Origin of the sequence: Candidatus Poriferisodalis sp. (assembly GCF_965208555.1) — a bacterium.
Lineage (GTDB): Bacteria > Actinomycetota > Acidimicrobiia > Acidimicrobiales > Poriferisodalaceae > Poriferisodalis.
On the sequence record NZ_OZ242342.1, the window covers coordinates 2281544 to 2294249 of the forward strand.

General features: G+C 68.8%; 13 protein-coding genes. 3 read left to right on the plus strand and 10 right to left on the minus strand.

Annotated elements, in window-relative coordinates; all coding sequences use genetic code 11:
- Positions 1–75 precede the first annotated feature (75 nt).
- Positions 76–1617, plus strand: a complete 1542-nt coding sequence (locus ACOGXE_RS10590; RefSeq protein ID WP_419930877.1) for a DUF3179 domain-containing (seleno)protein — start codon at positions 76–78, stop codon at positions 1615–1617.
- A gap of 189 nt (positions 1618–1806) precedes the next feature.
- Here the strand turns inward: ACOGXE_RS10590 and ACOGXE_RS10595 are convergent, their stop codons facing one another.
- The 3 genes from ACOGXE_RS10595 to ACOGXE_RS10605 all read right to left on the minus strand — a co-directional run bounded on the left by ACOGXE_RS10595 (position 1807) and on the right by ACOGXE_RS10605 (position 4994).
- On the minus strand, positions 1807–3462 hold the full coding sequence (locus ACOGXE_RS10595) for an FAD-dependent monooxygenase (RefSeq protein WP_419930878.1): 1656 nt from the start codon (positions 3460–3462) through the stop codon (positions 1807–1809).
- On the minus strand, positions 3455–4021 hold the full coding sequence (locus tag ACOGXE_RS10600) for an NADPH-dependent FMN reductase (protein ID WP_419930879.1): 567 nt from the start codon (positions 4019–4021) through the stop codon (positions 3455–3457). Before ACOGXE_RS10600 ends, ACOGXE_RS10595 begins: the two co-directional genes overlap by 8 nt.
- Before the next feature lie 67 nt (positions 4022–4088).
- A complete protein-coding gene (locus ACOGXE_RS10605; RefSeq protein ID WP_419930880.1) occupies positions 4089–4994 on the minus strand; it encodes an alpha/beta fold hydrolase in 906 nt (301 codons plus the stop codon).
- Positions 4995–5097: 103 nt separating this feature from the next.
- Between ACOGXE_RS10605 and ACOGXE_RS10610 the strand changes: the two genes are divergently transcribed.
- On the plus strand, positions 5098–5499 hold the full coding sequence (locus tag ACOGXE_RS10610; RefSeq protein ID WP_419930881.1) for a VOC family protein: 402 nt from the start codon (positions 5098–5100) through the stop codon (positions 5497–5499).
- Between the two features lies 1 nt (position 5500).
- Here the strand turns inward: ACOGXE_RS10610 and ACOGXE_RS10615 are convergent, their stop codons facing one another.
- The 3 genes from ACOGXE_RS10615 to ACOGXE_RS10625 form a co-directional block, all read right to left on the minus strand.
- Complete coding sequence (locus tag ACOGXE_RS10615; protein WP_419930882.1) at positions 5501–6466, minus strand: DUF1295 domain-containing protein; 966 nt, start codon at positions 6464–6466, stop codon at positions 5501–5503.
- Between the two features lie 94 nt (positions 6467–6560).
- The gene (locus ACOGXE_RS10620) at positions 6561–7457 is read right to left on the minus strand and encodes an SH3 domain-containing protein (protein ID WP_419930883.1); all 897 of its coding nucleotides are present in this window, start codon (positions 7455–7457) and stop codon (positions 6561–6563) included.
- A gap of 19 nt (positions 7458–7476) precedes the next feature.
- Positions 7477–7950 (minus strand): FxsA family protein, encoded by a 474-nt coding sequence (locus ACOGXE_RS10625; RefSeq protein ID WP_419930884.1) that lies wholly within the window; start codon positions 7948–7950, stop codon positions 7477–7479.
- A gap of 167 nt (positions 7951–8117) precedes the next feature.
- Here ACOGXE_RS10625 and ACOGXE_RS10630 point away from each other — a divergent pair, with 167 nt between their 5' ends.
- Entirely contained in the window at positions 8118–9173 is a 1056-nt protein-coding gene (locus ACOGXE_RS10630; protein ID WP_419930885.1) for an ADP-ribosylglycohydrolase family protein, read from the plus strand.
- A 50-nt stretch (positions 9174–9223) separates the two neighbouring features.
- Here the strand turns inward: ACOGXE_RS10630 and ACOGXE_RS10635 are convergent, their stop codons facing one another.
- The 4 genes from ACOGXE_RS10635 to ACOGXE_RS10650 form a co-directional block, all read right to left on the minus strand.
- Entirely contained in the window at positions 9224–9529 is a 306-nt protein-coding gene (locus ACOGXE_RS10635; protein WP_419930886.1) for a putative quinol monooxygenase, read from the minus strand.
- 60 nt (positions 9530–9589) lie between these two features.
- Positions 9590–9949, minus strand: a complete 360-nt coding sequence (locus ACOGXE_RS10640) for a hypothetical protein (RefSeq protein ID WP_419930887.1) — start codon at positions 9947–9949, stop codon at positions 9590–9592.
- Between the two features lie 14 nt (positions 9950–9963).
- Positions 9964–11391, minus strand: a complete 1428-nt coding sequence (locus ACOGXE_RS10645) for an amidase (protein ID WP_419930888.1) — start codon at positions 11389–11391, stop codon at positions 9964–9966.
- Between the two features lie 141 nt (positions 11392–11532).
- Positions 11533–12636 (minus strand): epimerase, encoded by a 1104-nt coding sequence (locus tag ACOGXE_RS10650; RefSeq protein WP_419930889.1) that lies wholly within the window; start codon positions 12634–12636, stop codon positions 11533–11535.
- Positions 12637–12706 lie beyond the last annotated feature (70 nt).

The window sequence follows — 12706 nt, forward strand, 5'->3', positions numbered from 1 at the left end:
CGGCGTCGTTGCGCCCCAAGCGCTTCCGCTAGGTGTGTCGCTGCGTGCCGTGCTCGCGCCCGGAGCATCGCGGCGATGCTGGCGATCACCCTGCTCGCAACGGCTTGTGCCACCACGGACTCGACTGTGCCGGTACCCGACGCCGAACCTGCATCGAACACATCAGGCGACCCGGCAGCCTCGTCGGGAGAAGACTCTGGCCAGCAGGCCACACCCGCCACCACAGCGGACACTTCGGGGACCACCGCTGACTCGTCAGCGGCGGCCGCCGGCACGAGCGAGAACACCGTTGTCCTCGACCCGCGCGAAATCGGCTCGCTGCGCAACTTCCTCGGCTACACGTTCCCTCCTGCGCCGGAGGTGCCGACAGGCCCGCTGTCACGGGCCGCTCAGAACGACCTCAACATGGTCTGGTCCGGCCTGCAGCGAGGCGGGGTCAGCGGCGACGCCATCGCCCGGCTCGGCCAGACGGACGACCCTCGACTCGGGTGGATCGTCTCCGACCTGCTCAGGTTCGTTCCGCCGGGCGAACTCACCGACGGGGCCATTTCGGCCTTCCAGTCGTTGACCAGCGTCAGGCTCGCCGACGACCCCGTCGCCCTCCGCAGCCCATGGCAGTCGGTGACCGACCACCTGCTCGCCTGGGACTTGCCCGTCTTCGACGGCTATGCCGAGTACAAGGAGCGGCTGTTCACGCTGGTCGAGCCCGGCTGGCAGCCGTTCTTCGACGACCCCGACGCCAAGATCGACTGGCGCATCGTGAGCTGGGGCGGGGTGCTCATCGACAACCGTGACCTCGGCGACCCCCGCCTCTGCCCCCGGGGCTGCATCCCCGCGCTTGACAACCCGGGCGTCACCGATGCGGCGGGCGGCTCGTGGTACCCCGACGACGGCGTCGTGTTCGCCGTCGTGCTCGGCGGCGAGGCCCGGGCCTACCCCCGCCACATCATGGAAATCCACGAGATGATCAACGACTCGCTCGGCGGGCGGCGCATCGGCATGCCCTACTGCACGCTGTGCGGCTCGGCCCAAGCGTACCTGACCGAGGAGGTGCCCGACGGCGTCGCCACCCCCGTGCTGCGCACCTCGGGCCTGCTGTCACGGTCCAACAAGGTCATGTACGACCTCATCACGAAGTCGGTGTTCAACACCTTCACCGGCGAAGCGGTATCGGGACCGCTGCGAGAGCAGGGCGTCGTGCTGCCGCAGACCACTGTCGTGACCACCACGTGGGGCGAATGGAAAGCCGCCCATCCCGAGACGACGATCGTGGCCTCGGACGGGGGGATCGGCCGCCAGTACCCGCTGGACCCGCTGGGCGGCCGCGACGATCGCGGGCCGATCTTCCCGGTCGGCGACGTCGACGGGCGCCTCAGCGTCCAGGACCAGGTCTTCGGCGTAGTGCTCGACGACGGCACCCCGGTCGCGTTCCCCGTCGCCGCCGCCGTGGTCGAGCTCGAAGCCGGCGGGGTGGTGGAGCTGAGCGGGGTCACGCTGCAGCTCGACGGCGGTGGGGTGCGTGCGGTGGACGCCGATGGCAATCCCGTCGAAGGCCACCAGTCGTTCTGGTTCGCCTGGAGCCAGTTCATGGCCGACACCCTGCTCTGGGAGCCCTAGCCCGCACTCCGATCCCCGAGGCCGCGGTCTCAAGAACCCGGCACGCCGACAGGCCGCGCCGACGCGCGCGGAGGCCGCGGCCGAATGGCTCGTGAGCGCAGCGAACCAACGCGCGAGCCAACAGCATGGCCATGCGAAGGATCGCGTCGTGGAGCAGCCGCGAGCGGCGCGCTGGCTAGCGGCGGACCGTCAGCACATGAGCAGGCTGTCGAAAGCGGCCATGGCGGCAGTGGTCGTCGCATTGGGGTGGCGCCAGGCGACATGGCCGTCGGGGCGCACCAGCACGGCACCCGCCTGACCGATGCCATACGCGGCTGCGAGGTCACCGCCTGGATCGTTGAGGTCGATGCCGAGCCGCAGCGCACGAAGCATCGGGTGGGCCGCAACGCCATCTCCGGCTTCGGTCCCGTCGGCCTTAGCACCAGTGTCGACGTCGGCAAGATCGACGTCGGCACCGCAGATCAGCACGAACTGCGTGTCGTAGAGGTCCAGCGTCGATGTCGCCCCGTCGAAGTCGATCGGCACATGGGGAGCACGGTGCCCCGGCCGGGCCGTCGGGGCGTAGTCGGTCACCGGGTCGTCCACCTGCGGCGGCGCTGTGCCGTCGCCGATCAGGCAGCCGTCCTCGTAGTGCAGCCCGAGGTCCATCCCGAGCCAGTTCCCGTACCGCTCCGAGGATGCGAGGGCCACACGCTTCTCGTCGATGGTCGCCGTGCCCGATTCGACCAGCCGCCGGATCCGCCCGACGCTTCGAGAGTTCTCACGGGACCGATCAGCGTTGTACTGGGCAATGGGTGCCCGCTCGGCCTCGTACGTGTCCAGCAACCCCTCGCCGGCATGGCCGCCGGCCACGGCAGCGAACTTCCACGCCAGGTTGTGGGCGTCCTGAACGGCCGTGTTCATGCCGAAGCCACCCGTGGGCGGCAGCTGGTGCGCAGCATCGCCGATCAGGAACATCCGCCCGTCCCGGAACCGCTCTGCCACCGTCGAGGACATCACCCACGGGATGACGTCGGTCACCCGCAGGTCAAAGCTGTCGGAAAGCGCCTCGTCGCCGATCGAACGCCGGATCCACTGTTCGGCCATGTCGGTCGTGAAGTCCTCCGGACGGTGCGTCGACGGGTCGTAGTTGATCTGGCACAGCCATCGATCATTGGTGTCGATCTTCTGGAAGACGTTGCGGGCCGGCTTCGTCGTCCAGTACAGGGCGGACGGTCGATGATCGGTCCACGGCCCCAGGTCGGCGTAGAACTGGCAGTTGATCATCGTGCCGAAGCTGGCGATGCCGTCCATCTCGATGCCGAGGCTGCGACGCACGCTTGACGACGCCCCGTCGGCACCGACCAGCCAACGTGCCGTCAGGTGCTGCGTGCCCGATGGATCGCCCACCTCAGCCGTCACGTGCTCGCCGTCTTGGACCACCTCGAGGAGCTCCGTGTCCCAGCAGATCTGCACCTCGCTCATGCCCGCCAGCCGGCGCAGCAGGACTTCCTCGATCCGGTCCTGCGATGTCAGCAGCCACGGCGCCGGCGACAGCTCCACTCCGTTCACGACCGGCTGCACTCCCGTCGTCACCCGGCCGATCTCGGTGCCGGCCAGCGTCTCGCAGTACACGAACTGCTCGGTCCACGGCAGCGGCAGGCTCACGGCCTCGATCTCGTCCAGCACGCCCCACTGGCGCATCAGCTCGGCCGTCCGCACGTTGACCGACCGGGCGCGGGGATGGGGATTCACACCTCCGCGGCGCTCGACAACGACGGTGTCCAGCCCGAAGCGCCCGAGCAGGATCGCCATCGACAACCCCGCCGGCCCCGCACCCGCCACCAGCACCGTCGTGTCAGTCACAAACGCTCGTCAACGCGGCCAAGGCTTCTCGCAACTGAGCGTCGAGGTCGGGATCGCTCACTGCGCCAGCCCCGGTGTCGAAGTTCTCGCCGAACCGGGGAATCGACAGGGTCGCCAGAATCTCGTTGCCGAAGTACCCGGCGAGGTGACTGGCCGTTCGCAGCACGAAGCCGCCACCCCCGCCGCCCGGCGATGTGGACAGCATCACGATCGGCTTGTCGTGGTAGACGCGCATGTCGATCCGCGACGCCCAGTCGAACACGTTCTTGTAGGCGACCGTGTACGAGCCGTTGTGCTCGGCGAATGAGATCAGCAGCGCATCAGCCGCCCCGAGCGCGTTGTAGAAGTCGTGCGCCGGCTGCGGGATGCCCCCGGCCTCCTGCCGGTCGATGCTGTAGATCGGCATCTCGAAGTCGTTCAGATCGAGCATGCTGATCTCCAGCGCATCGGGGTCGACACCGTCGATCTCGCCGCCTTGGAGCAACCTGACGGCGTAGTCCACCAGTTGCCGGTTGATCGACTGGCTGCTGTTGGAGGCGGCGAACGCCAAGAGATTCATATGGAGAGCCTCGATTCGTCGTAGCCGGGTCGTCGCCCGGTCATGTCTTCGCCCCGACCCGTCGATGTCAGGGACGGGTTCCGGCGTGAGCAGTGTGGCTGATGATGGCGTCGATGATGACCGGCCACAGCGGCTCGGGCAGGTCATGGCCCATGTCGCCCAGCAGCAGCAGGTGCGCACCCGGGATCAGCTCGGCCGTGCGCTCGCCGCCATTCGGCAGGATCAGCGTGTCGTCCCGCCCGTGGATCACCAGCGTCGGCACTCCCAGCCGTCCGAGCGCCTCGGCCCGGGGCGCCGAGCCCCGCACCGCAGCCATCTGCCGAGGAAGCCCCTCGGGATAGAACATGCGGTCGAAGGCAGCAGCCAGGAACCCGGCCATCGCATCGGGGTCGTAGTGGCGCCGGCTCGACCAGATCTTCGACGACGCCACGCCGTTGGCGATGAACTCGTCCCGGTCCACCGGCGGCGGCGCGGTCAGCGCTTCGAGCGCCTCGGGCGCCGAATCGAAGTACCCGCGCTCACCGGTCGTCGACATGATCGAGGTCATCGACAGCACCCGGTCGGGGTGATCGATCGCCATCTGCTGCACGATCATCCCGCCCATCGACACCCCCGCGATGTGCGCGGCCTCGATGCCGAGATGGTCGAGCAGCCCCATGCCGTCGTCGCCGAAGTCGGACAGCGTGTAGGGCACGGGCGGCACCGGCTCGCCAGCCAGCGCGGCCTTGGTGACTGCCACTACGTCCACCTCGACCCCGTCTAGGTGCGTCGACAGGCCGACATCGCGGTTGTCGAAGCTGACCACGAACCGCCCCCGCTCGGCGAGCTGCTCCCGGAAGCCGGCCCGCCACCCCAAAATCTGCGACGAGTACCCGTTTACCAGCAGCAGCGCCGGGTCGGCCGGGTCGCCATGGGTCTCGTAGTAGAGCTCGATTGCTGTCGCTTCATGCGTGTTGGCGGGCGCTATGGGCATGGAGATCTCCTGGTGGCAACCGGGCTGGCGGCGACGAGTCTGCCGTGGATTTGTCCGGCCCTGTCCTTTCGTGTCCGCTATGCGGCGCTCTATGGTGCGAGTCATGCGGCGCATGCACATCGGATTGCAGGTCGACGACCTCGACGAGTCGATCGAGTTCTACACCCGGCTGTTCGGCTGCGAGCCCACGCTGCAGCGCCCCGACTACGCCAAGTGGATGCTCGACGACCCCCGGGTCAACTTCTCGCTCGACACCCACGGCAGCGGGCAACCCGGCTCGGCTCACTATGGCATTCAGGTCGAAACGCCCGAAGAGCTGGCGGCCATGCGCGACCACATCGACGCGGCCGACCTGCCCCGGTCCGATCAGGCCGATCTGGTGTGTGGCTACCAGCTGCAGCACAAGTCGTGGGTGACCGACCCCAACGGCCTGTGGTGGGAAGCCTTCTTCACCGAAGGCGTGGTGGACGAGGGCTACGGCACCGCCGAGATGCCCGACCCGTGAGCTACAAGTACGCCGCCCGTGACCGGCGGCGCCGCGGGCTGAGCGGGTTCGGCACGAACATCGGCGCCGCAGCCTGGTAGCGGCTGTAGGCGGGATACCGCTCGCCCGAGATCTTCTCGGTGAGCCTCGTCGACACCGCGAAGAGCAGCAGCAGGATCACCCAGCCCAACCCGGTCCAGTGCCACAGCCGGCCCGATGCCGAGATGGCGAACAGGTAGAACACGATCCACATCGCCTGCTCGCAGGTGCAGTTGGGATGGCGGCAGTAGCGGAACAGCCCTTCGGTGAGGAATGGCCGCTCCATCTCGGCGCCCGCCGCCACGAGCCGTGCCTTGTTCTGCTGGAACCGCCACATCTGCCCGTCGGCAACGGTCTCCAGCACCAGCAACACCAAGAACGCCACGATCGCGACGTAGTCCAGCCAGCCCAGCGGCACGTCGGCGTGCAGCCACGCTTGGTGGACCGGCGAGGTGAACCACCAGATGAGCGCCATCTGGCCGAACGACACGAAGAGCACGTTGAACGTCTGGAAGCCCACCTCGCCGATCTGCCAGCCGAGAATTCTCCGCTGACTGATCTGCTCTCGGAGATAGCTCCACCGGTAGTCCTCGCTGTCGGGGCGCCACCCGCCCCGGCGGATGAGGTTGAACGTGAGTCGTGCTCCCCAAGCGCACACCAGCGCTGTCATCACGGTGATCCGAGTCGAGCCGAGTCCTGCGTCGGCGAGAACGATCCCGCAGTACAGCGCCGGCACGATCGACCACAGCCGGTCCACCCAGGAGGCGTCCCGCGTCAGAATCGACGCCATCCAGCTCAGCACTGCCACCGCTGCGCACACTGCAAGCGCCGTGCCGTACGGCGTGCCGACCAGGGGATGGTCGACGGCCGCGTAGACGAACCGGCCGGGCACGAAGGCCACTACCCCGACGACGGCGACAACGAACACCCGCAGGCGATGCTTCCTCACGAGGTGCACCCGTTTGCCGACTGCCTGCAGGGCGAGCCTCGGCGAGCGGGATGCCCCGGCGAGTGCTTCCCCGGCTGTCCCGTGGCCCGTGCCGTCAGTTGCAGAGACCCTGCGCGCTGACGCCCCGATCGATGTAGCACATCAGCGTGCCCTCGACGTTGCGCAGCGTGAACGTTCCGTCGCTGTTGCGGGTGGCGAACACGCGCAGCCGGAAGCCGCGGATCGAGTCGTCAGGCTGACCGACGACGTCCATCGTGACCTCGCTGAGCTCGCCGACCGTGGGCTCGCCTGAGATCCGCACCCGCGACTCGGGCTCCTCCGATGCCACGGCCGCCGCAACGGCCCGTCCCAGCGCCGCCAGGTTCGCCGCGCTGGGCGTCTGGCCGAGGCGCGCCACGATCTCGGTGGTGGTGTCGACGGTCGCGCCCAACGGCGTGACGTAGTCGCCGCTGACCCAGCCGAGCACGCCGGCCGCGTGCACCTCGTACCAGAGCACGTCGGACACCTCTTGCATCGTGCCGGTGGGAACGATTCCAGTGGATCTCGAGTCCAGCTTGGCCACGATCTGGCCGCCCGGTTCCTCGCGCACGTTGAGCGTGCTGTCGTAGCCGATGCCCACGACAGCCAGCACCAGGGGCGGCTCGGCCCCTTCGCCAGCCTCGGCATCGACTGCCGTGGTGGCGGTCACGACCTGCTGCGCGGCCGTCGTCGTGGGCGCCGGCGGCAAGGTCTGGACGGTGCCGATCGTCGTGGTGGGAATCGGGGTCGGAACCGTCGCCACCGGTGCCGACGTGACCGCGGTGGGCGCAGGCTCGGCATCGACAACGTCATCACCGTCCGAATTGCCGACGGCTACCACCAGTGCCGCAATCGCCACGGCGAGCGCCAGCAGCGCGACGCCGAGCGGAAGTCGATCCTTCAGCGCGATCAGGCCCTCGGAGGGCGGTCCCTCCATGCCGTGGGGCTCCGGGAAATCAGTCGGACCGGTCATCGGGTGTCAGCCATCGGTGTCAGTCATCCCTGTCAGTTGGGTAGCTCTCGGCGTCAAAAGTGGGCCCCGAACGGCGGTGCCCACCAGGTTGGCCCGGCGGGCCGGGCCAACCGGCGACCGTGATGCGCTTGGAGTAGCGACGCATCAGCACCGAGCGTACGGCTAGACGGGTCGGCGGGAAGAGCAATAGGAGGCCGACCGCATCGGTCAGAAAGCCGGGCGTCAGCATGAGCGCACCGGCAACCAAAATCAACACGCCGTCGACGAGCTCGTTGCCCGGAAGCTCGCCCCTCTCCAGGCGAGTGCGGATCTGTTTCAGCACCCCGAGCCCCGAGCGGCGCACCATCCAGGCGCCCACAATCGACACCGCCAGCAGCAACAGGATCGTCTGGCCCACGCCCAGCCCGCCGGCCACCTGCACGATCACGAACAGCTCCAGCAGCGGCACCGACACGAGCAACAGGATCAGCACCGCCAGCACGCCGCCCACCATACGGCCATCCTCTGCTGCGGGAGTGTCGGCCCGGTAGTAGAAGAGCGACCACAGCCACACAGCGCCGAGACCGCGCAAGCGGGGGAGTGATGCAATGACCGCGACGTACGCGAAGCACGCCTGGAGCCCGGCATGACACCAGAGGCGATGCACGTCCGGAGCCGGTCGTGACGCCAACTCCTCAACAGCGGATCCGCAATGCCTGGATCGGCCGCATCAGCGGATGCATGCTCGGCAAACCCGTCGAGCTGTTGTCGATGCGCCAAGGCCCGGCCGCACTCCAGGACTACCTCGCCCAAGCCGCCGCCCTGCCGCTGCGCGACTACGTGCCGCTCCTGCCAGCAGCACCGTCAGCGGTCGAGCGCAACGCCGACGCCTGCAAGGACCGCCTCGCCGTCGCCGTGCCCGACGACGACATCAACTACACGGTGCTGTCGCTCATGCTGCTCGAGGAGCACGGCACGGGCTTCACCACCGAGGACGTGGCCCGAGCCTGGTTCCGTTGGCTGCCGGGCGGCATGACCTTCACCGCGGAGCGCGCCGCCTACGCCGTGCTGATGACCAAGGCCTCGACGCCGTTCGCGTTCGGCCAGCCCGCGGGCTTCGACCTCGACGAGTGCAGCGACAACGAGTTCAATGACTGGATCGGAGCGCAGATCCGAGCCGACATGTACGGCTGGGTGACGCCGGGCGACCCCGCATTCGCTGCCGAGCTAGCGGCCCGAGACGCTCGCCTGTCCCACCGGGACGAAGGCGTCTACGGCGCCCAGGCTGTCGCGGCGATCGGTGCAGCCATACCGTCGAGCCCGACCCTGCTGGCCGCAGTCGAAACCGCCATGGAACTGCTGCCCGCCGGTTCGGCATGCGTCGAGGCGATGGCGCTCGGCATCCGCTGCGCAGCTGCGAACGAGGGCCCGGCCCCGATACACGACGCCTACGACGGCATGTCGCCGGTGCACACGGTCAACAATCTGGCACTGGTGACATGGGGCCTCCTCTCCGGCGATCACGACTTCTCGACCGCCATCGGAGACACTGTTGCCGCGGGGTGTGACACCGATTGCAACGGCGCCACTGTGGGCGCCCTGTGGGGCCTCACCGGCCGACCCATCCCAGCACACTGGCCCAGCGCATGGAACGGCCGGGTGCAGGTCACCCTGGCTGGCGTCGGCGAACTCACGCTCGACGACCTCGTCGCCCGAACTGTGGCCGTCTGCGGCTGAGCACAGCGTCGTCGCCGCCCGCGCCTACGGGCGGCGGCACGACCGGTCGCTCAGAGACTCAGCCCGATCGCCGCCACCGGCGTCGTCATTTGCATCTGCGGGGGATCGGCCATGAGCGGCATGAAGGCCGCCATCGCCTCCTGCATGGCCGGTGTCTGGCCGTGATGCTGCATCGATTCGGCGTCGCTCATCAAAGCGAAGAACCAGAACGTGTTGCCCTCGCCCCGGTGGTACGAGTAGATCTCCACGCCCGGCTCGTCGCGGGCGGCTTCGACCATCGCCGACAGCACCGCCTCCATCTCGTCGGCCTTGCCGTCCTGGCAGCTGAAACTGCCGATCACCGTTGCCTTGCCCATGGCTGCTGCTCCTCGTCGATCCGGGATGTCGGGGCTGAGTCTGCCGGTGCGCCGTCCCCCTCAGGCGCGCCAGGCGGCAGGGTCGACCTCGTCGGGCAGCACGCCGAACAGCATGGAGGCTCCCGCGGGCCGGAAGCGCGACTTGTGCCCTTGCCCGGTGAGATCGTCGGCGAGCAGCACCTCGCCAGGGCCGATTCGCCTCACGATCCCGTCTCCCGCCTCCACCTCTACCTCGGCGTCCAGCGGGATCACGAGCTGGCGTCGCGGGGCGTTGTGGAAGTCCAGGTCCAAGGCCGGTTGTTCGGTGCGGAAGATGACTCCGGCCACCGGCAACGCCGCAGTCTCGGCTCCCCGCTCGCCGTGCCGTGTCGCGATCTCCAGGTCCTCGAACACTGTCTGTCCATCAGCTGCTGTGCGCATCCAGATGATCTTCATCATCCGCCTCCGGCCCACAGCGGCGGGTTCGGCATCGGCCCCCGGGCAGCTTCGTAGGCGGCCGCCAACGACAGCGACAGCGTCTCGTCGCCGCCCCGGCACATGAACTGGATCGACGTGGGCAGGCCGCCACCTGCGCCTGCCGGTCCCGGCGGTGACACCCCGGTCGGCACGGTCGTCGAGCACAGGGCCAGGAAGTTCGCCGCCCGCGTGAACAGCGCCGGCGTGTTGGTTTCGTCGGCCCCGTCGACGGGCAGCGGCAGCATCGGCGTGGTCGGCGTCACCATGGCATCGAAGCCCTCGAACGCCGCGGCGAACTCGGCCAGGTCGATGCGCCGCTGCACCACCGCTGCGATGTACTCGCTGGCCGAGATGTTCGCCCCGGGCAGCACCCGGGCCCGCACCCGCTCGTCCACTCTCGAAGCCGGGTCCTCCATCATCGAGCCGTAGTAGTAGTACGACTCGGCGGTCACGATCACGAAGCGGGTGTTCTTCATCTCCTCGAACGAGGTCGGCGGGTCGAACGGCACCACCTTGGCCCCCAACCCCGCCAGCACCTCGAGCGCAGCGTCATAGGCGGCAAGCTGCGCAGCATCCACGCCCGCCCGCTCGGCGTCGCTGAGACAGCCGATGTGCCGCCCCGACAGGCCGTCCTCGAGCGCTGCCCGCAGTGCCCCGTAGCGGCCGGTCCCCGCCAGCCAGTCTCGTTCGACTTCGCCCGCCTGCGTCCCCAACATGGCATCGAACATCAGCGCCGCATCCAGCACCGTGCGAACCAGCGGGCCAGGCGTGTCCAAGGTGTGCGAAAGCGGCACGATCCCGTCGATCGGCAGCAGTCCCTCGGTGGTCTTCAGCCCGACGATCCCGCACAGCGCAGCCGGCAGCCGCACCGACCCGCCCGTGTCGGTGCCCACCGCGCACGGCACCATGCCTGCCGCCACCGCCGCACCCGAACCCGACGACGAGCCGCCCGGCGTGCGCAGCACGTCGGCATCCCACGGGTTCCAGGGCGTGCCCATGTGCTGATTCGTGCCCCAGCCGCCCATCGCGAACTCGACGGTCTTGGTCTTGCCCACCAAGACCCCGCCCGCATCCAGCAGCCGTTGCGCGACCACCGCCGTGGCCGGCGAGACCCGGTCCATCCACTCGGCCGACCCCGCCGTGGTGACCCGGCCCTCCACGTCCACGATGTCCTTCAGGCCGAACGGCACACCCCAGAACGGTCCCACCGGCTCGCCTGCCGCCAGCGTCAGTGCCACCTCGGCTGCCTCAGCCGCCGCCAGGGCCTCATCTGCATACACCGCCTGCCAAGCGCCGACCCGCCCGTCCAGCGCCGCAATCGCCGCCAGGCATTGCTCGGTCGCCTCGACCGGCGACCGCGACCCGTCCCGGTATCCCGCCGCCAAATCAGCAATCGTTGCCGTCACCCAGCCCCCAACTCGCCAGCCTCGCCCGGCCCGAGCCGATCCTCCGGATGGTCCGGAACGCGGCGAGAAGTCTCGCGCTCCACGAAGCGCCGTGCTCATCCAGCCTTGCGCGTGATGCGCGTGGTGTCAGCGGGGCGAGGTTCAGCCCCGGAAGCTCCCGCGGCGCCCGCCGGGATTCTCGCGAGGGCCGTAGTAGCCGAAGGTCCAGCCCGGCATCTGCTCCCACTCGATGCGTCCCACCTCAGCTGCGTAGCGCTCGGTCGCAGCGATCAGCGCATCCTCGGCTGCGTAGTCGAACGGGTCCTGCAGCCGGGCCAGCACGCCGGCGTCGCCAGGCAGGTGTTCCGCCTGCCACTGCACGGTGCGCCGCAGGCCTTCGGTGGGGTCCACCTTGTCGCGGTAGCCCAGCTGGTGGCGGATCTTCTCGGTGCTGAGGATGCTGTGCGCCGACGAGTGGTTGAGCAGGAACGGCCCGCCAGGCGCCGCCAGCTCACCGGGCACCGAGACGAGCTCGAAGGGATTGCCGAGCTCGTCGCCGATGATCTGCGCGATCTGCGCGTACGTGAACTGCCGATCGTCGCCCACGTTGTAGATCTCGCCCGCCGACGCATCGATGTGGTCGACCGCCAGCAGCACCCCCGAGGTGGCGTTCTCGACGAACGCCGACGTCGCAACTGTCAAGCCGCCGTCGGGCACGATGATCCGTCGCCGGCCGTCGAGCGCACGCTTGACCAGCGTCCACTCCCTGGGCAGCACCTGGTTGGGGCCGTAGATGTACGGGTAGCGGAAGTGCGTGGCATCGGGATGCAGCGAGAACGTCAGCTCCTCCGACTCGGTCATCTTGAGCGGCTTGGGTCCCGAGCGCTCGTCGCCCACCAGCCGATCGTCCTCGTTCGTCGGGACCGCCATCCCCTCGGGGAACTCGACGGCGGGCTCGGCGTACCCGCTGTACACCGGCACGCCACCGATCGAGATGAGACGTGGCGTGCGGCCCGCAAGCACCTGCACGATGGCTCGGAGCCGGCCGTACATCGCGAACACCACGTCGAACGTGCGGCCCTCGATCGAACCCCGGAACGCTTCCTCGTCAAACGGATCGGTGTGGATGTGCTCGAGGTGATCGGGGATGGTGTCCACCTCGTGGCGCCCCGTGTGCAGGATCGTCACGGTGTGCCCACGATCCACCAGCCCGTTCACGATGTGAGGCCCAGTCGGCCCCGTCCCTCCAATGACCAGGATGTTCATGGCGTCAGCTTGTCACCGAAGGCACCGCTCGCACCGGGCAGCGGCACACCGAGCCAGCGTCACTACGGCG

What these genes read in the sequence shown, in the direction of transcription:
- ACOGXE_RS10590 (WP_419930877.1), top strand. Translation starts at nt 76, where the DNA reads ATGCTGGCGATCACCCTGCTCGCAACGGCTTGTGCCACCACGGACTCG.
- ACOGXE_RS10600 (WP_419930879.1), bottom strand. Translation starts at nt 4,021, where the DNA reads ATGAATCTCTTGGCGTTCGCCGCCTCCAACAGCAGCCAGTCGATCAAC.
- ACOGXE_RS10605 (WP_419930880.1), bottom strand. Translation starts at nt 4,994, where the DNA reads ATGCCCATAGCGCCCGCCAACACGCATGAAGCGACAGCAATCGAGCTC.
- ACOGXE_RS10610 (WP_419930881.1), top strand. Translation starts at nt 5,098, where the DNA reads ATGCGGCGCATGCACATCGGATTGCAGGTCGACGACCTCGACGAGTCG.
- ACOGXE_RS10620 (WP_419930883.1), bottom strand. Translation starts at nt 7,457, where the DNA reads ATGACCGGTCCGACTGATTTCCCGGAGCCCCACGGCATGGAGGGACCG.
- ACOGXE_RS10625 (WP_419930884.1), bottom strand. Translation starts at nt 7,950, where the DNA reads ATGGTGGGCGGCGTGCTGGCGGTGCTGATCCTGTTGCTCGTGTCGGTG.
- ACOGXE_RS10635 (WP_419930886.1), bottom strand. Translation starts at nt 9,529, where the DNA reads ATGGGCAAGGCAACGGTGATCGGCAGTTTCAGCTGCCAGGACGGCAAG.
- ACOGXE_RS10640 (WP_419930887.1), bottom strand. Translation starts at nt 9,949, where the DNA reads ATGCGCACAGCAGCTGATGGACAGACAGTGTTCGAGGACCTGGAGATC.
- ACOGXE_RS10650 (WP_419930889.1), bottom strand. Translation starts at nt 12,636, where the DNA reads ATGAACATCCTGGTCATTGGAGGGACGGGGCCGACTGGGCCTCACATC.